The organism is Paenibacillus sp. UNC451MF, from assembly GCF_000686845.1.
Taxonomy (GTDB): domain Bacteria; phylum Bacillota; class Bacilli; order Paenibacillales; family NBRC-103111; genus Paenibacillus_S.
Genome location: NZ_JMLS01000005.1, coordinates 271200 through 289719, shown reverse-complemented (window position 1 = coordinate 289719; position 18520 = coordinate 271200). Strand labels below are relative to the sequence as shown.

Sequence of the window (18520 nt, the reverse complement as noted above, 5' to 3'; positions counted from 1 at the left end):
ATCATCCTCTCTGCATTGTTCTTGATGAAAGTCCGGTGCATAACGGTCCGCTGCGCGGGTTTCCCCATAACGCTTCCATCCTCCGCTACTTATTCACCGTACTTAATGAATGGCTTTGATAAGCGTTAGCTCCAGAGGCATGGCATCCTTACACGTCATCTCAATCACGGTGCCTTCTGCCCCGCACTCGACGATACGAATGTTCTTGTCCTCTGCTTGCTTAGCCCAGCTTCCTTTTAGCTTTATACGCAGGGTGTGCGGAATGCTCTCCGCATGAACCCATGATCTTGAATACAAACTGACTTCTACCTGCTTGCCCTGCTCATCGTATTGATCCTGTTCAATGCCCTCATACAAGCGCAGATCTGGATCCACAGCGCTGACAAACAACTGATCATCCTCTTCGCGAATCATCACCATGCATGGGGTATCGACGGCAGTCAAATGCCCTATGTTTACGCTTTCATCAGCCTCGAATAGTGCGTAAGCTGTTGTTCGGGTAGTTCTATCGTAGACCGCATGGGCCGAACGGTCTTTGCGCAGTACCGTATATGCCGCCTTTTCCGGTGTCAGCATAGCATTGTAAAAATGCTCCATCTCCACGGAATCGGTGTGGACAACCATCGCATATTCGTAGCCGCTTCCCTTCGGAGCTGTTCCATGTTCGAGCCACGCGGCTGCAAAGTTCCCTTCTGTATCAGCATCGGTCGACTGATGTTTCGAATGCTGAACCGCTTTCGATAGCATTAAGCCCTGACCAGTGGGAATATAAAATCCGTTCCCCTTATTATCCAACATCCATACGGAGTTGTCTAATTCCAAATCCCGAGAATAAGGAAATACTTCAATAGACCCCACTGAGTTCAAATAGATCGATTCACTTGGATCGGCAAGATGGTTTTGAAACAACGTAGTTTGGGTCGCGTATATAGCATTGTCGTTTTCAATGTCACTGCCTAGGCATATAATCCGGTTATCGAAGAAAAAGAACGATTTTCTCGCTCGATGCGATCCTTCATACTTCGGATTCTCGTGAAGCTTCATCGCAAACATGCCGTTGCGCCCTTCAAGGTGCAGACCGCCGGCATACGTTTCATCGGAAATGAGCATCTCCTCGAACCCGCTAAACGTATCCACGTTGCGTACATCCGAACGCAGTTCAGCAATAGGCTTGTGGACCGTCGTCGTTCCCGGCCATCGGTTCCAGTCCCAGCCATCATGATGATAGCCGCTGTCTTCGTTGTTAATCGGGGCTCCTTGGCTCATAATTTGCAGATGCCCATGTGAAATGTATCTGCCGTACAGATTCGCGCTCACATAGGTCTCGTTAGCCCACAAGTAGCGGCTGTGGCCTCTAACCCCAGCTAACCAGGAATCTCTGCGATGAAGGGCTAGCGCAGCATAATTCATCGTCCAATGACCATTTGGATCGGCCTCTGGTCTGATTCCCTTCGCCATGAGGAGTTCCCCGGTTTCAGTTGGTTCACCTGGCTTCAGAAGACGCAAATAAGCGGCGGCAGCCTCCTCGTCGATCTCCTTCGTCCCGTCCGGCGTACCGGATAGTGCCATATATTCGAAAGGCTCAATGTCTAATGCCCATTTGCCCGTAGGATGACGCGCCGAAAGACTGACCAGCCATTCATACTTGTTCGAATAGAGCCGCATGGCGAGCAGCGCATTACGGACCGTCTCATGTGCCTCTTGCGTAATACGGTATTCTGTACCGCTGGTAAAGTACATCACCGGAGTGACACCCAGAAAGCCCCCGACAGCATAAGCAGGATAATGATTTACATGATGGTACGCAGAGCCATCTACTTTGTAGGCTGCGCGAAGGCCTCTGGCCGGCAGCAGCGATTGGCTTAACCATAGCTTGAACGCCGTCAGCTCGCGTACTTTGTAAGGAGTTTCTTCCATGATAAGCAGACTGGCAAACATCCCGTGCAAGGTGGTGTTGAAGATATCGACATTCCCCTCTACTTCATCCAGCGGAGTATGAATGCGTCCCGCTCCACTGAACCAGTACATCGTACGCTGTGTTCGTTCAAGACGCTCTTCCTGTCTTAATACGTCCCTCATCAAAAAGGCCGCAGGATAATAATTACGGAAATTGTATCCGAAATGATGAACCGTGCCCTGCGAGCTTCCGTACGCCCAGCCCTGGTCTTCCAGGTAGTCGACCAAATCAATGAACATTGCTTTCAATGTTAGTTGCCAGTTCGTTTGATCTGTGGAACGATAGCAAACTGCAATATCCATCATCAGCTTCGTATATTCTTGGAGCTGCACACTATTTGCAAGCGCCTTCAGGCGTGCTTTCTCTTGTCCCGGAAAATGGTCGAAGAAAGGCAGCTCCACCGGACGCCCCGATATGCCATTCCCCTCAAAGGAAATCTCATAAGAAGCGAACTTGCGTTCAATTCGCTGTATATCCTCTGCCGTAACAGATCTCTTCTGTAAAAAGTAGGCTTCAAAACGGTCATCCATCTGTCTATGGCTTGATGTTTGAGCCGGTTCTATATCTGCCGGGATAGGCAGCTTCCGTTCTAATTGTTTAAATGCATATAAACTCAGCCAATGAGCGTTCGCGGCAGCGTCCGCACGAACATTGACAAACGGAACCTGTACGTCCCGAGTATGGAACCGCGGATCGATGGGGGTACACAGCAGCATCTGATCCATATATAGCGTGCCCGCTCCCGCGTTCTTCGGTCCTCGAATGATCAAGCAGTCCATCTCCGGATGGGGTAAGCCCTCCATATCTCTCTCAAAGGCAACCCAAGCGGTACGCCAGCCCTGAAAATTAAGCCGGAAATCAAACCAGCAATCCACCTGCTCGCCATCATTGCGCCCAAACTGAAAAGTCAGCTTTTCCTGAATGGGTCTGGCATTATAGATCCAAACCGCAAAGGAATCACGCGCTTGACTCTTGGCACCTTCCTGAAACGGGCGATAGCCAATACGCTCTCTTATTTTTAAAAAGCCATGGTCCGAATAATCCCACTGCAAGCTGCATTCACCGTCTTTAGATCTCCGGGCACTGGTCGCAAGCCGTGACTGCTCATCGGACACGAAGCTTTCGGGAATCCCTTCTTCGAAGCTGTAAATCATCATCACCGTTCTCCTTTCGACTACCGCCGCCACCGCGGAGCCTATCGATTTAATCCAGCGAATATACAGTTAAATTCGCGTATTCCCCTACCAGCGGTGCCATCTGCCGGAAACCGATCTTACCTCCGCCTAATATTGGGCCATAGGTTTGCCCATCATCTGTCCATCGAAAAACCGTTAGATCATTGACCGCAAAAGCGATGTATTCTCCGCGTTTTATAAGCTCCATGCGGTAAGTGCCAGGAGTGTCCTCCACACTCGGTATGGGGTCGGCTCCTTGGCATACGAGGTGAGCTCCGTAGCTTTTTCGCAAATTGCATGTATGAAACGCCCTCTCCTCCGGATACCGACGACGAAAATAAGAAACATGCAGCGTGTTGATATCACCGCTATGATAATGCTCATATTGCCCCGTCCTGCGAGCCAGATGCGGCGCGAACAAATCCTCACCAAGACGTCCGCTGGCTGCAAAAAACAGCATACACAGACCCGGCTCCCTTATCGGCCGAAAATCCCAGGTGACCCTAATGTCCGAAGGAAAGTCCTCAGGACACCAGAAAACAAAATTAGAGGCTTGCCCTTCTGCCGGGTCGAGCTTATTTTCCATACGCATGGTGCCGTTCGAAAACGACACGGACGCCTCTCCCTCCAAACGAAAACCGCTTACATCTTTGTCCGAAGCGAGGGGATTATAATAAATCATCTGTTGCTTTGAATCTAACGACATATTGTTTCCCCCTACTCTCCAACTCCTTGAATAATAATTAAGTTTAATAAATATCGGCTTCCTTTGTACATAAGCCGTTTCTTTACAAGAGTATGCGAAATTTGCATAACCCAGCAGCAGCAAGGGTTCTCGGGCTGTTGCAGTGCTTGTGCCTGTATAACAAAAAGAGCATACTTTTGTCGTTATGACAAAAGTATGCTGCGGTAAAATGCCCTTGGATCTTCTCCTTTTAAGTAAACCCATCTAGCAATTGTCTACTTGAACAAAGAATCAATTCTCCCGTTCAACCCCTCCCAGAACGATCCGATATTCGGTAACGGATCGCCGATGATACTAACCCCTTTTTCCCCTGGCTTATAGATTCCGTCTTTATTTTTATTGATCTCATCTAGGTAGGCTTTAACAATCTGCGCTGTCTTTGTATCCGGATGCAGCTTCACCAGCTGTTCGTAGCTTAGCTTCACTTCCGGCATCAGCTTCATTGTCTTTTCATCTATGGCCTCGTATCGATAACCATGAATATATTCTGCCATATAATTGGAATATTGCACCTTCATTTCAGCTCTCTTTTGTCCGCTCGGGTATTTCGTCAAATACTGTTCGATGTTCAATAAACGATCGCCCAGCTCTTTACGGGTTATTTTCAAGCCCCCGTCATTGGCAAACGGCTTCTGATCTTCCGTAGCCTTAACTCCGAGATAGTGCTTCATATCCTCTGATAGACGTGGAGAATACGCTTTTTGTAAAGCCGCATAATCGATCTTCCAGGCAAAGTCCCCTTCATGGCTGTTATCGAGAGCCAGCTTGCCCGCAGCTTGATTAAGCAGCCATTGCTTCAGATTGTCGTCCCCCTTGATCTGATTGAAATCGAACGGGTACGACAGGGCGTACATTTTCTCGGCAGCTCCTGGCTGACCCATTAGCTGTTTGAGATTAGCGTTGATGGCCGGGAGCTGCCGTTCGTCATACTGCTCCAGCAGGATAAACATTTTGTCAGCCGTCGCGGCGTCAACCTTGGGTATGTTCGTATCCATGAATGCTATTAGCTCGCGGGGCTCTTTGGCCTGAGACGACGCAAGCTGCATTTGCTTCAGTACATCTTCCTTATTATTTTCGGTCGGCTTCGCCGTCGCGGCAGGCTGGGGAGTAGCGGCCGTTTCAGGCGGATTCTTCACTGTCAGCTGTTTGTCGTTGGCGCTGCAGCCGGCAAGCATAGCGATAGCGAGCATGGATGGGACGATTATACTCCCCATACGTTTCATATCTCTTCACTCCATATATAATTATTTATTTAATTGGTACAAGGTTGTTATCGACTGTCGACTTCGATCGTAAGCTCCCTCTTCGCTAACCATCAACTGACGGCCCGACGGGCTCCATAGAATGGGAGCCTCCGGATTTGGCTGAGCGGCGATAGGTGCCATACGGCCCGTCTTGGCATTCATTACGTACAATCCTGTCATCCCCTGATTCAGATTAAATACCGTAAAAGCCAGCTTGGTGCCGTCAGGCGACCAGGAAGGCTGCCTAAGCAGCCGGCCTTTGGCCACGAAGGTGCTTGAGGTCACATCCGCCGTAGAAACCACCTTCAATGCTTCCTCATCGACAGCGGTTTCTACTACGATAGCCAGCTGCTGCCCATCGGGAGATAGAGAGAAATCGGCTATATGTTCATACATAACCGCAGCTTCCTTACTTCCAAGCTCAAACCTCAACAACTGCTTGGACACGTTCAACATATAGAAGATATTATCTCGCATCTCTATCTTCTCGATCGACTCCTTTGAAGCAGGTACGCTCAAATAGGTAATTCCCCCATCCGTTCCAAGCAGCGCCAAGCCGTACTCATTTTGAGGATTGACCACCGGTACGATGTACGTACTGTTATCTTTCCATGAGCCGTGTGATTGATTAAGAAGGTATGAAAGCCCCTCTCCCCCAACTTCTATTGACCGACCGGAAGAAGACAAAGACGACTGGGCACCCAATTCCAGCATCTCTGCCTTGCCGATTCTCAGAACTACGGCATGCTTACGATCCGGGGAAATATGCACTTGGGAGCTTGCAGGAATGTCTGTTGGCAGCGTATCTCCAGTCGGCAGCCGATGTACAACGAGTAACGCATTCGAGAGTGCCCTCTCCGAGCCCAGCAGCTCCTGATCCGACATCCAGTCGTAGGCATACAGACCTTCAAGCCTGTCGGCACGTTCTAACGCAATTTCATCATTTTTACTTTGAGCAGGAGCATCAATAATCTTAATAGCCCTTTCCTGATTTCCGTCACATCCTGCGAACAATATGCCGAATGCCGCTATCAGCACAGCATAGCCCGCCATCTGCTTCACACTTGCTGTTACGCTCTGCCTCAGATTCATTCCTCCTTTCCGAAGAGCTTACTCCGAGTATAGACCTCAATGTTATCCGCAGCATTTCAACTTGTTTCGAACTTGTAAACTTTTTTATTGCGGATGTACAGGGAATCTAATAGTAACCACCGTGCCTTGTCCCTCTGAGCCCTCGATATGGATCGTCCCATCCTGCTGCTCGACAAACTGTTTAACCAGAGCCAAGCCCAATCCGCTACCGCCGGACTGCCGGGCACGGTCCTTATTCAAGGTATAGAACGGCTCGAATAATTTGTCTCTGCCTTCCAGCGGAATGCCTACCCCCGTATCGTGAAAAACAATCTCCGCCCGCTCACCTACGACATGGCATTTTACAATGACAGAGCCATTCTCCACATTATATTTAATGGCATTATCCAAAAGATTTATCGCAATATGAATGACGCTTTCCCTGTCTGCCCATATAACAGCGGGCTCCAGCTGCTTGATAATCGTTACGCCGAATTTATCGGCCTTTCCTTTCATCCGGTCGCTAATATCGCCCAGCAGTCCAGCCAGTTCCACCCGCTCGGGACGATGCTCGAATTCATATTTTTCCAGCGCGGCCAGCTTCAATACCTTCTCTACCAAATCGTATAACCGGCCTGATTCTCTGGATATCGCTTCCCTCGCATCACTGATCAGCTTAGGATCGTCCCCATACATGTCTAACAGATCCGCATAAGCTTTGATCGAGGTGAGCGGTGTCTTGAATTCATGGCTGATATTGTTGATAAACTGCTTTTGCTGCTGCTCCAGCTCCTGAAGCTTCTGCATCGCCTGGCGCATCTTCCCTTGCTCATCCTCCAAAGCTCTCAGGTTCGATTGAATAGCTTCGCTCATTTCAAATATACCCAGGCTTAAATCCCCCAACTCATCCTGCCGCTGCAGGGCAGGCTTAAACAGCCGTTCGCCCTGGCGGATTTGGTCCGCCGCTTTCTTGAGTAGACTGATCGCGTTCGCTTGACGGTTCATATAGTATCCCCCGAGCACGAAGCTGATAACGAGAACGATCATCCCGCCAAATACAAACAAACTCAGAATGGTCCGATAGAAAGCACGCTGAGTCGTTAAGGAAGCTTCATATTGGATGACGCCGATTTGTCCGTCAGAACCTTGTAAAGGAGCCAAATACTCCAACGTGTCCCCCTCAGTTATATAAGCGATCTTGTTCTGCAGAGCAGGCTGAAGTGCGTCTGAGACATTCGTCTTGGCAGCCATGGGCAGCGAATCGCCGACCGTTACGCCATCCGAATCATATAAGATGACTCGCATTCCGCTTATCGTACCAAGCTCTACGGCCAGCTTCTGGCCTTGCAGCTGCATAAAGGACTTCGGCTCGAGCCGCGTTCCTGTAACGAACTGCTGCTTAATATGAAGGTTAGCCGTTCCCGTCTGCTGCGCCAATGAGCTTTCCGTTTGCGTTCGTTGATCATCTGACACCCCTTTGAGCACCAGCAGCGATAATACAACGATCGTGAACACCAGCAAGCCCGCAACGAAGGCGGTAAACTTCCATTTCAAATTCATTCGAATCATATGTTGTCACCCACTGCTTTGTACCCTACTCCATAGACAGTTTGAAGCAGCAGCTGGTGGTCTGGACCGAGCTTGGACCTGAGCCTCTGAATATGGATGTCCACAGTGCGCGTCCCCCCTGCATAATCCATCCCCCATACTTGCTCCAGCAATTCCTCTCTAGTAAATACCCGCTTCATATGGGTAAGGAGCAGCGCCAGCAGATCGAATTCCTTGGGTGTCAGACCGAGCTCTTCCCCTCCGACACTTACAGTCCGCTGTTCCAAATGCAGCAGCAGACTGCCTATGGTGATTATAGTACCCGGCTGGCTCTCGCCTTTTTTCTCCACCCGCCTGCCTAAAGCCTTGACCCGGGCAACAAGCTCCCTAAGATCGAACGGCTTGGTCATATAATCATCGGCTCCCAGCTCGAGCCCTACAATTTTGTCGACGATATCATTTTTGACGGTCAACAGTAAAATACCGATATCTGTTCTGCTCTCTAGCTTCCGGCATATATCGAACCCGCTCAATTTGGGCATCATGACGTCCAACACGAGTACCCGGGGTTTGAATGTTTCCACCTTGCGAAGCGCCTCTTCCCCATCGTAGGCCGTTTCCACCTCGAAGCCCTCTCGTTGTAACGCATAAGCGACAGCATGAGCAATTGCCTGTTCATCGTCCGCAACAATGATTTTAAAGCTCATGTTGATCCCTCCCAAATTCGGCCGGACGCCAGCTCCTCCATTTTTTCTTATTATAATTCATTTCCTTATCCACTCAAAAAGAGCTTAGAAATAAAAGACGGCAAGTTAGGCGAATTCATCGCTTAGATCGCATTCCTTCTCTGAAGCTTGCAACTTATTCTCTGTTGGCTCGTTAATACTTATGACGCCTTGATGTCTCTGGACAAGCCGCTGGAAACATTTTATTAAAGGGATTTGGCGATTGGCTGCCGAAGTCATCAAGGCAGAAGTGTGTTTTTAGAACAGAACGAAGGAGAAGGAGGCATTCCATTGATTTCGACAAAAAGACTCAGCAAGTATATGATACTGACTGCTCTAGCCTTTCTCATCATGTGCAGCAGCTTGGCTCTGCCTGCAGATCGCGCCTTTGCGTTTAAATACGGCTTTCAAGGAGCTCCGCAAAATACGGTTGGGGTTACCCGGCCTACATTGACTTTTTATTTAAAGACGGACACCAACCTGTTCCCAACCGCCTACTCCATGTTCGTTAACGGTACGATTGTAGCTGCCGCTTACGATAAGGACAAAGGAGCCTTCACCTATACACCGGACAAGGACATGACCCCCGGCAATTATACTGTCCGCATGTCCGTCACCTTTAAAGGCTACCAGCCGTTAGAGGAATCCTGGACCTTCACAATTGCGAACGATGCGCAAAGTCAATTCGCGGCTGCAGTACCTGCTCAGTTGGAGGCGTTCAATGCACTCAATGATTACCGTATTCTATATGGACTACCTCCGGTTAAAATGAATGAGCGGCTGAATGCCAGCGCCACTGCGCACGCGAGCTATTTGAATGTTAACGAAGTTAAGCAAAGCAACGACAGCCAGGAAAGCCTGCATATGCAAGAGGCGGGCAAGAAGCAATTTATCGGAGCCACTCCGCTGGAACGCGCCGCATACTACGGTTACACATCCAAAGTCGGAGAAGACGCGGCTTACGCATCAGGGGCGACGAATGAAGCGATGGATCTTTTGTTCGATGCGCCATATCATAGAAACCCGTATCTGGATCCTAATGTAAGCGAGATCGGAGTTGGAAAAGTCGGCGATTATACGATCATTGAATTTGGCTATTCATCGACTGTAACAAACCAGCTTGTCTTGTCTCCGGCTCCAGGCGACCGTTATGTCCCTACGACCTTCAACGGTAACGAAGACCCGGATCCGCTGCGTCTGCACTCAAGCGCAGCTTACCCCGTGGGGTATCCTATTATGGCCGAGTACTACGGGACGGGGACCGAGAAGGTGAAACTGGTCAGTGCAGAAGTGACGGACAGCAGCAAACAAAAGGTTGATGTGCTCGTCAACACCCCCGATAACGACGATAAGCTGGCGAATGCGTTCATTCTTCTGCCCAGTAAGCCGCTGCAGGCCAACGAGACCTACCGCGTGAAGCTGAGCGTCCAAGTGACTAAGAGTGACGGCAGCACGGTGAACGACAGCAAAGAATGGGATTTCACCACTGAGCCGACGCCTGGAATCGGCAAAACGAAGCTGCATCAAGACTCCACCAAGTATAAAAATGCGTCCGTTACCGTAGCTCCTTTTCAACGCACGGCCAGCTTTGGACTGGACGATAGCAGCTACTTCGTTGACGGTATCAGCTTCCCAATGAAAAGACAGCCCGCTATTCTTGAAGGCTTCTCGTATTTATACATCCGAGATCTGGCTTCCGCGTTAGGAGCCGACGTAGAATGGGACAACGCCAAGCGCGCGGCCATCTATACGAAGGGCAGCTTGAAGGTGACGTTGTTTACGACCGAGAATGCTTATGAAGTGAACGGACAATTAAAACAAACCGACACACCCGCCCAACTGATCGGGGAAAATACGATGGTGCCTGTAAGGCTCCTTGCCGAAGTATTAGGGGCCAAGGTAGACTATATCGATGCAACACGTACGGTTAAGCTTACTTATTAATTGAAAATGACTTCGATTAAAATGTTTAAAGCCTCCCTTGCGGCTCACAGCCTGCACTCGGGGGCTTTTTCCTGCTTTCCGTTCGTATTTCATTGAAAAAATAAGCGAACAAGAGAACTATCTACTCCGAATCAATCGGCGACCTTTCAATCCAAGCGGAGCAAATCTCCTATACTTACGGGGAACGCTCTGCCTTACGTGACATCAGCTTCCATATTCCAGCAGGCGCAGTAGTCTCCGTTGCAGGGCATAGAGGCTCCGGCAAGTCTACACTCGCCGACCTACTCCTAGGACTTGCTGACCCAACCTCAGGCACCCTGCGTATCGGGGGCATCCTGTTAAATGAGCTTGACCCCAGCTGGCTGCGCCGGCACGTGCTCTGTGTTACTCAGGATGCGATGCTTCGCAGCGGCACGGTGCTGGACAATATTGTTTACGGCAGCGAGGATGCGGACTTTGCTCGAATTAACGAAGCCGTTAAACAGGCTGAGCTGGAGGAGTGGTTGTCTACCCTGCCAGATGGCTTGAATACCCGTGTAGGAGAGCAGGGCTTTTCCTTGTCCGGGGGAGAACGCCAACGAATTACAATAGCCCGGGCACTGCTGCGTAAGCCGTCCATTCTTATTCTCGACGAAGCCACATCCGCTTTGGACTTAGGAACGGAGCAGCGGCTTCTGAACCACTTAATCAACAACCTGAAGGGTTCTACTTTAATCTTCATTACGCATCGTCTGTCCGTAACCAAACTATCTAACCATATTATGGTTCTACAAGATGGGACCATCGTCGAGACAGGATCTATGAATGAACTGTTAAAGCAGCATGGTGCGTTTTGGAGGCTGAGTCAAGACTCCATTTAGCCTTATCCATACAAAAAAACCGTCCGGATTCGTCCGGACGGTACAGTTATTTCCACTCAACGCTTCTTAATATGCGGTGCTTCATCAAAGCTAGAATGAAGTCGGTATAATAATCTTTTCTGACGATGAACTGATACGCTTGATTTTTATAAGCATAGAAAAAAACATCCGTCAGCACTTCATTATGCTCAAATTCGTTCTGGACTGCCTTCATTTTTTGCTCAAAGGGCTCATTCCCGATGACGCGGATACGAAATTCAACGTCCGTTTCATTAGCCGTTTCACTAAGCTCGATCATTTGATCATCGTAATTGTACGCCAGCACTATCTTCACCAACCTTCAGCTTATATTAGATACCGCAAGTAAATATAAATGCTCGATAATATAATAGATAAAATCATTAGCGGAAATCCATACTTCAAGTATTTAACGAATGTTATCGCATAGCCTTCCTTGCTTGCTAGCCCTGCGACGACCAGATTCGCGCTGGCGCCAATCAACGTTCCGTTACCACCCAAGCAAGCACCCAATGCAAGGCTCCACCACAGAGGCTCCAGGTTATCGACGCCCATAGTTCCCATTTCCTGAATCATCGGGATCATCGTAGCTACGAAAGGAATGTTATCCAGAAATGCGGAGGCAATAGCGCTAAGCCACAGGATCAGCATCGATGAAGCGAACAGATCCCCTCCGGTAAGCTCCACAGCTTGCTTTGCCAGCTTAGCTATAACTCCGGTTTCTACCAAGCCTGCAACCAATACGAACAAGCCTACGAAGAAAAATAACGTAACCCATTCCACGCTGTGAAATGCTTTTTCCAGCATTCGCTCGCCCGTTAACAAAAGCAATAGAAACGCACCCGCAAGCGCAACGGTCGCCGATTCCAAATGAAGCGACTGATGGAGGAAGAATCCTAAAATCGTAATTCCGAGAACGAACAGACATTTTTTCAGCAGCTTGCTGTCCGTTATCATCGATTGCTCATCCATCTCCATTATGCTTTGCTGGAGCTCCGGGGTCGAGCGGATTTGCTTGCGAAACATCACGAGAAACAACGGTAAATACACCAGCATAATAATGATGGAAATCGGAGCCAAGTTCGTAATAAAAGCCATAAAGGTCAGCTCTTTCACCGCACTGCCGATCATAATGTTCGGGGGGTCCCCTATTAACGTTGCTGTTCCTCCTACATTCGAAGCGATAATTTGCGTCAGAAGAAACGGTACCGGGTTGATTCGCAGCTGTCTTGTAATACTTAAAGTAACCGGAACCATGAGCAGCACGGTCGTCACATTATCCAGAAATGCAGAACCCGAGGCAGTCAGAACCACCAAAGCTATCATAATTCGGGTTGGCTTTCCTTTGGCCAGCTTGGCTGCCTTCAGAGCAACATACTTGAACAGCCCCGTTTCTGCTGTAATCCCTACAATAATCATCATTCCGACGAGCAACCCGATCGTATTGAAATCGATATGATGAATAGCTGTCTCTTGATTTACAATCCCTAGTACAATCATGAGAACGGCGCCTATGATAGCGAGAATGGTTCGATGAATTTTTTCGGAAATAATCAGTGCATAGATGATTAAAAAGATTCCTATTGCCAAAATAGCCTGCTGTTCCATACTTCCTCCTCTTTATTGACTAATTTTCACCAAAATCTGCATTCCTATGTGATAAAAGCACAAAAAGAGCCCTTTGGTGACAGGCTCCTCCTAGTGTTTCACATATTCAAATATAGTTCGATCTTACCTGCTTTCCTCAGGAAAGTAAAGCATTCCACACCCATCATCCTCTAAAAGCAAAGTATGAATAACTCAAAAAATAGACTGGTAGGCGTCTCCATTCGCCGACTCCTTCACTAGATTGCGAGCATACTTTGTACAGGAGGTGGGACTTATGGGAAGAAGAAAACGCAAATCCGTCAACAACGTGCAAACCGAAAACAGCAAAACCAAATTCAGTGCCAAACAGACCGCTACAGCCACTGTCGGTCAAGGGGGTAATGCCTTCGCTATCAATGCTAACGAGCTGGGCGTTATCCGAGTTCGTACAGGGGGTTAATCATAACAAAAGAGTCGAGACAACGAGACATGGCTATGTCACAAACTCGGCTCTTTTGCTATTAACTAGCAAGATCGATGTTCAGCCTCAAACCTCGAAGTGAACAATGGCCTTCTGCAGCTGCTCCGCCAGCTTCTCCAAGGACTGGGCAGAGGATAACAACTCCTCCATACTCTCTCGCTGCGCTTGAACCGTATCGGCTACCTTACCGGTTTTATTTGCGGCTTCTTTGGATATTTTGGCATTCTCTTCAGAGGAGGCTGCCACCTCTTCCGTTCCCGCAGAAATCTCCTCTACCGTAGCAGTAACCGCCTCAATACGTGCAAACACCTGCTGTACGCTCACCAAAATAGTTTGGAACGCTATCTCCGCTTCATGTAATACACCGGTACCCTCCTCAACCTCTTGAGTACCCTGGTTCATACCTTCCACCGCTTGTTGTATACCGCCTAAGATGTTTTTAACAAGGATCGTCATCCGTTTCGTAGATTCCTCCGAGCTGATGGATAGCTTGCGCACTTCTTCTGCTACTACAGCGAAGCCTCTTCCCATCTCACCCGCTCTGGCTGCTTCTATCGCTGCATTCAAAGCTAACAATTGCGTCTGTGCGGCGATATCCGAAACGACGGCAATCATGGTGCCGATTTGCTGTGATTGCTCCTCCAAACCGCGGATGACATGCGATGAATTCTGCACCGTTCTGCGAATGGTCTCCATTTGATGCACAGTTTTATGCAGGGCTTCCCGCCCCTCGGTAGCTTTGTGGGTCGCATCCTGCGCGGCATCGACAACATCGCTCGATGATACAGCTATATGCTGTACGCCGGCCGCCATCTCCTGCATGGCCTTGGCGGTTTCTTCCGAAGATTGCTCTTGGATAGTTGCGCCCGAAGCAATGTCACGGATTTCATTATCCATAGTGATGGAGGCTGATGTGGATTGCTTGGAAATAGAGGCTACTAAAGCCGATGTCGTCTCGATTTGATCTCCAGCCTGCTTCACCTGCTGCACGATAAGAGAGATATGGCTGATCATGGAGTTAAAGGAGGCAGCGAGAAGCCCCACCTCATCCGATTGATCGAGCTCAATTCTGCGGTTCAACTTACCTTGAGACACTAAATTCGCATTCTCCACTACGTGGGCGAGCGGTTTAACAATAGAACGGGCTACTATCCACCCTACCCCGATTGAGCAGATTACGGCTGCAATGATTAACAGAGCCTGCCACAGAATTATAGAACTCTTTAACTTAGCAACACTGGAATAGGACTCCTGCGATGCCGCTTGATTCTCGGTGACCCATTCATTCAACAGCTTGCTAAGCGTATCGATGCGTGACTTCATCTTTTGATTATAGATGCTGACCGCAATGCTTAGACCGTTCGTTCCTTCTACATTCTGATCCGCTTTGGCCAGCCATTGAAGTACATTATCCAAATCGTCGGAATATACCTTCCAGATCGTCGTGAACACTTCAGTCTGGCTCTCCTCAATTTGATGAGACTCCGTGTTGCTTCTTGTTGCCTCAACCTCTTTTGCAACCTTCGCCTTTAGTGTTTGAATCTCGCCGGTTTGCTTCATGGCCAAGTCAGGCTTCATTAACAGAGCTGAGCTCACCGTCGAATTTAACTGCTGGAAATCCTGAGATAAGGCCAGCATAGAAGAAACCGAGTTGACTTCGGTGTTGTACAAATGATCTGCTGCTTTCTGTATTCGGTTGATGCCGTATAAGCTAACAAATCCAATGATGAGCAAAATCGCAAGGATGACTGAGTAGGATACATAAAGCTTATAAATGACCTTAAAATGCTTCCAACGGGACTGAAGCAGTCGGTCCACCTTCAACCATGACCGTCTCTCTGTTGTCACAGTAATATCCACTCCTGCCTAACATCATCAAGCTGTGATTCCTACATTACAGCGGCAGACTCCACGACATTGCCGCGAAATTCCCTAGGGATCCGTCTTGCCACTCCGGTGCGAATAGCGGCTTGGATCACTTGCTTCCGGATCAATCGAACGACATCTTGATGGAATACGCTAGGTACGATATAGGACGAATTCAATTCTTCAGGAGTAATCACCGAAGCGATCGCTTCTGCCGCTGCCAGCTTCATTTCTTCATTGATGGTTGAAGCTTGGCAATCTAGAGCTGCCCGGAAAATTCCCGGGAAGCACAGCACATTATTAATTTGATTCGGATAATCGGACCGCCCCGTCGCCATAACCCCGATGATGTCTTCCACTTCTTCAGGACGGATTTCCGGCTCAGGATTAGCCATCGCGAATACGATAGGTTTCGGATTCATCGTCAGGACATATTCTCTTTTCAGCAATCCCCCAGCGGATACGCCGATAAATACATCAGCGCCCCGGAGTACATCCTGCAAAGAACCTGAGATGCGATTAGGGTTCGTATGCCGAGCATACCAGTCCCACATCGGGTTGTCGTATGGATGTCCTTCCACAATCGCGCCTTCTCTATCCACTCCGATAATTTCCTTCACGCCCGCCGATAACAAAATTTGTGTGCAGGCGATACCCGCCGCACCAATACCGCAAACGACGACCTTGACTTGGTCAATCGATTTACCAACACACTTCAGTGCATTGATCAATCCAGCATATAAGACTACAGCCGTCCCATGCTGATCATCATGAAACACAGGAATCTCCAGCTCCTTGCGAAGACGTGCTTCGATCTCGAAGCAGCGCGGTGAAGAGATATCCTCCAGATTGATGCCGCCAAAGGCCGGTGCCATATGCTTGATTGCTGCAATGATTTCTTCCGTATCTTGGGTGTCCAAGCATACAGGGAATGCATCCACATCGGCGAATTGCTTGAACAGCATTGCCTTCCCTTCCATGACAGGCATGGCCGCATAGGGACCGATATTGCCCAGACCAAGCACGGCAGTTCCGTCTGAGACGACAGCCACCGTATTTCTTTTGATTGTCAGCTTGTACGCTTTCTCCGGTTCTTCATAGATCGCATTGCAAACCCTTGCGACATCAGGAGTATACACACGAGATAAATCATCCCTGTTTTGTATAGGAACCTTGGGTTTAATCTCAATCTTTCCTCCGAGATGAAGCAGGAAAGTCCGGTCTGATACCGAGCTTAACCGGACTCCTTTTAGCTGTTCGACGGCTTCGACTATATGTTGCAGCTGTGCCGATTCGTTCACTGTGACGGTGATATCGCGAATGGTACTGCCAGGACCGGTGAAAATAACGTCCATGGCAATCACATCGCCGCCCTTCTCATTAATCAAAGTTATAAACTGACCGAATTGCACTTCTCCTGTTTGCAATTCGACCCTCATGATGATGCTTTTACCGCTAAATCCCCTCTGCATAACTGATACACATCCTTTTTATTTAGGGGCAAATACGCTAGGAATGAACGTTGTAGTCCAAGGCACGTAAGTGATCAATAACAGAATCGCGAACATCACGATTAAGAATGGAATCAGCTTGATCGTAAGCCGCTCTACTGTAACCCCTGTTGTTGCCGAAGCGATAAACAATACGGTACCAAATGGCGGATGCATCAAACCGATAGTCAGGTTAATGACGATAATGGCACCCAGGTGGATAGGATCAACTCCAAATTGCGCAGCAATTGGAAGCAGAATCGGGGTCAGGAAGATGATGCCTGCCACACCTTCAAGGAAAGTACCGATAACAATGAGCAAAATGTTAAGAAGAATAAGGAACATGAACGTACTGCCGGCAAGATTCAGGAAAACCTCCGCAATCATGTGCGGGATACCTTGAAGATGCAGTACCCAACCGAAAATATTCGTTGTAGCAAGCAAAAAGGATACCGATGAAGTGGTAATAATAGTGCGTACCAGAATACCCGGAACATCTCTGAGCTTCAATTCCTTGTACAGGAAAGCTCCTACGAGAATGGCGACGAACACAGCAACCGCAGCAGATTCCGTAGCTGTAAATATCCCCGTCGTGATACCTACCATAATAAGAACGGGAATAAGGAGCGCTGGGACAACACCAATTAAACTTTGTATGATTTCCTTCCCCGAGCTTCGTTCCATCTTGTTGCCGGTTGTTTTTCTAAAGGTGACATAGATGATAATACCGAAACCGAGTGCGAACAAAATTCCAGGAATAATACCAGCAAAGAACAAGCTTCCAATCGATACGCCTGAGGTTACTCCGTAAATAATAAATGGCATGCTCGGAGGAATTAAGGGGCCCATAATGGAGGCGCTCGCCGTGAGGGCCGTACTGAATTCCTTGTTATAGCCTTGCTTCTCCATCTCAGGAACGATAACTTTACTCATAATGGCTGTCTGCACATTGGACGAGCCAACGATTGCTGCCAAGAACATATTGGCCACGACGTTAACGTAAGCAAGCCCTCCGCGTAAATGACCGAAGATAACGGTAGCGAAATGAATCAATCGATTCGTAATCCCTCCGCGGTTCATAATCTCTCCCAGCAGGACGAACATCGGAATCGCAACAAATCCGAAATTTTGCAAGCCGTTAAACAGCTTGGACGGCAAGGACTGCAATGAAGCAATATTTCCCGTGGAAAAAACATAAATTAAAGTCGTTATCCCTAGCACGAAGGCAACAGGAACCCCAATGAAGAGCAGGATGACAAAGCCAGCAGCTGAACTCATTGTGCCGCACCTCCTTTTTTACCGATAAAGAGGTCTTGCAGCAAATGAACGATGTGTTCAATCGTAAACACGGCCATGCAGAGCATGGATATCGGCACGATAACATACAGCTTCCACATTTTCATTGCCAATGCTGGAGATAGCAGGTTCATGACGCTCGGGCTCATGATCCAGAGCATGGAGTAGTAGCCCATCACCACAGCGAAGAATAAAATACTAACTTGAATCAGCATCGAGCCGATGATGCGTCCCCGTTCAGGAAGACGGTTGAGCAGGAACGTCACCGCAGCCATGTCCGAACGTTTTACAGCAAGACAGGCTCCTAGAAAGGTTGCCCAACAAAAGAGGTACAAAGAGAGCTCATCCGCCCAAAAGATGGGCGAACTCAGCACATATCGATAAAACACGGCCACGATCATGTTGATGGCCAATACAGCTCCAACCGCAATACTAACCCATATCAAAAACTTATCAAGCGCGAGGGTGATTAACGAGAGGGGGCTGCGCCCTGCAGGTCTGTCGCTCATGAAA

Annotated in this window: 15 protein-coding genes; 3 read left to right on the top strand and 12 right to left on the bottom strand. The window is 48.6% G+C overall.

Features of this window, described 5'->3' with window-relative positions; translation table 11 throughout:
• Positions 1–102 precede the first annotated feature (102 nt).
• The 6 genes from BP97_RS35900 to BP97_RS0110705 form a co-directional block, all read right to left on the bottom strand.
• Positions 103–3114, bottom strand: a complete 3012-nt coding sequence (locus tag BP97_RS35900; protein ID WP_081824028.1) for a chondroitinase family polysaccharide lyase — start codon at positions 3112–3114, stop codon at positions 103–105.
• 46 nt (positions 3115–3160) lie between these two features.
• The gene (locus tag BP97_RS0110725) at positions 3161–3838 is read right to left on the bottom strand and encodes a YesU family protein (protein ID WP_028549098.1); all 678 of its coding nucleotides are present in this window, start codon (positions 3836–3838) and stop codon (positions 3161–3163) included.
• A gap of 254 nt (positions 3839–4092) precedes the next feature.
• Positions 4093–5100 carry a hypothetical protein gene (locus BP97_RS0110720; protein WP_028549097.1) on the bottom strand — a complete coding sequence of 336 codons (1008 nt, stop codon included), beginning with the start codon at positions 5098–5100 and terminating at the stop codon, positions 4093–4095.
• 21 nt (positions 5101–5121) lie between these two features.
• Positions 5122–6213 (bottom strand): TolB family protein, encoded by a 1092-nt coding sequence (locus tag BP97_RS0110715; RefSeq protein ID WP_028549096.1) that lies wholly within the window; start codon positions 6211–6213, stop codon positions 5122–5124.
• Positions 6214–6297: 84 nt separating this feature from the next.
• The gene (locus tag BP97_RS0110710; RefSeq protein ID WP_231506269.1) at positions 6298–7761 is read right to left on the bottom strand and encodes a sensor histidine kinase; all 1464 of its coding nucleotides are present in this window, start codon (positions 7759–7761) and stop codon (positions 6298–6300) included.
• Entirely contained in the window at positions 7758–8447 is a 690-nt protein-coding gene (locus BP97_RS0110705; RefSeq protein ID WP_028549094.1) for a response regulator transcription factor, read from the bottom strand. The genes BP97_RS0110710 and BP97_RS0110705 overlap by 4 nt, the downstream gene beginning before the upstream one ends.
• 309 nt (positions 8448–8756) lie before the next feature.
• Between BP97_RS0110705 and BP97_RS35895 the strand changes: the two genes are divergently transcribed.
• Both BP97_RS35895 and BP97_RS39630 read left to right on the top strand, forming a co-directional pair.
• Positions 8757–10409 carry a stalk domain-containing protein gene (locus BP97_RS35895; RefSeq protein WP_051620498.1) on the top strand — a complete coding sequence of 551 codons (1653 nt, stop codon included), beginning with the start codon at positions 8757–8759 and terminating at the stop codon, positions 10407–10409.
• A gap of 119 nt (positions 10410–10528) precedes the next feature.
• Positions 10529–11269, top strand: a complete 741-nt coding sequence (locus BP97_RS39630) for an ATP-binding cassette domain-containing protein (protein ID WP_081824026.1) — start codon at positions 10529–10531, stop codon at positions 11267–11269.
• Positions 11270–11315: 46 nt separating this feature from the next.
• Here BP97_RS39630 and BP97_RS0110690 read toward each other — a convergent pair whose 3' ends face one another.
• Complete coding sequence (locus tag BP97_RS0110690) at positions 11316–11594, bottom strand: hypothetical protein (protein WP_028549091.1); 279 nt, start codon at positions 11592–11594, stop codon at positions 11316–11318.
• A 20-nt stretch (positions 11595–11614) separates the two neighbouring features.
• Entirely contained in the window at positions 11615–12895 is a 1281-nt protein-coding gene (locus tag BP97_RS0110685) for an ArsB/NhaD family transporter (protein WP_028549090.1), read from the bottom strand.
• A gap of 274 nt (positions 12896–13169) precedes the next feature.
• On the opposite strand from BP97_RS0110685, the gene BP97_RS40160 reads away from it, so the two are divergent.
• Complete coding sequence (locus BP97_RS40160) at positions 13170–13334, top strand: hypothetical protein (protein ID WP_156043189.1); 165 nt, start codon at positions 13170–13172, stop codon at positions 13332–13334.
• Positions 13335–13421: 87 nt separating this feature from the next.
• Here the strand turns inward: BP97_RS40160 and BP97_RS0110675 are convergent, their stop codons facing one another.
• Genes BP97_RS0110675 through BP97_RS0110660 form a run of 4 tightly spaced genes read right to left on the bottom strand, consistent with a single transcriptional unit; the run spans position 13422 to position 18516 of the window.
• Entirely contained in the window at positions 13422–15203 is a 1782-nt protein-coding gene (locus BP97_RS0110675) for a methyl-accepting chemotaxis protein (protein ID WP_028549089.1), read from the bottom strand.
• A 41-nt stretch (positions 15204–15244) separates the two neighbouring features.
• Positions 15245–16693, bottom strand: a complete 1449-nt coding sequence (locus BP97_RS0110670; protein ID WP_028549088.1) for an NAD-dependent malic enzyme — start codon at positions 16691–16693, stop codon at positions 15245–15247.
• A gap of 18 nt (positions 16694–16711) precedes the next feature.
• On the bottom strand, positions 16712–17989 hold the full coding sequence (locus BP97_RS0110665; RefSeq protein WP_028549087.1) for a TRAP transporter large permease: 1278 nt from the start codon (positions 17987–17989) through the stop codon (positions 16712–16714).
• Positions 17986–18516 carry a TRAP transporter small permease gene (locus BP97_RS0110660; protein WP_156043188.1) on the bottom strand — a complete coding sequence of 177 codons (531 nt, stop codon included), beginning with the start codon at positions 18514–18516 and terminating at the stop codon, positions 17986–17988. Before BP97_RS0110660 ends, BP97_RS0110665 begins: the two co-directional genes overlap by 4 nt.
• Between the last annotated feature and the right edge of the window lie 4 nt (positions 18517–18520).

Bases quoted from the DNA above. Each gene is read 5' to 3' on its own strand.
- BP97_RS35900 (WP_081824028.1), bottom strand. From the start codon at position 3,114: ATGATGATTTACAGCTTCGAAGAAGGGATTCCCGAAAGCTTCGTGTCC.
- BP97_RS0110725 (WP_028549098.1), bottom strand. From the start codon at position 3,838: ATGTCGTTAGATTCAAAGCAACAGATGATTTATTATAATCCCCTCGCT.
- BP97_RS0110720 (WP_028549097.1), bottom strand. From the start codon at position 5,100: ATGAAACGTATGGGGAGTATAATCGTCCCATCCATGCTCGCTATCGCT.
- BP97_RS0110715 (WP_028549096.1), bottom strand. From the start codon at position 6,213: ATGAATCTGAGGCAGAGCGTAACAGCAAGTGTGAAGCAGATGGCGGGC.
- BP97_RS0110710 (WP_231506269.1), bottom strand. From the start codon at position 7,761: ATGATTCGAATGAATTTGAAATGGAAGTTTACCGCCTTCGTTGCGGGC.
- BP97_RS0110705 (WP_028549094.1), bottom strand. From the start codon at position 8,447: ATGAGCTTTAAAATCATTGTTGCGGACGATGAACAGGCAATTGCTCAT.
- BP97_RS0110685 (WP_028549090.1), bottom strand. From the start codon at position 12,895: ATGGAACAGCAGGCTATTTTGGCAATAGGAATCTTTTTAATCATCTAT.
- BP97_RS40160 (WP_156043189.1), top strand. From the start codon at position 13,170: ATGGGAAGAAGAAAACGCAAATCCGTCAACAACGTGCAAACCGAAAAC.
- BP97_RS0110670 (WP_028549088.1), bottom strand. From the start codon at position 16,693: ATGCAGAGGGGATTTAGCGGTAAAAGCATCATCATGAGGGTCGAATTG.
- BP97_RS0110665 (WP_028549087.1), bottom strand. From the start codon at position 17,989: ATGAGTTCAGCTGCTGGCTTTGTCATCCTGCTCTTCATTGGGGTTCCT.
- BP97_RS0110660 (WP_156043188.1), bottom strand. From the start codon at position 18,516: ATGAGCGACAGACCTGCAGGGCGCAGCCCCCTCTCGTTAATCACCCTC.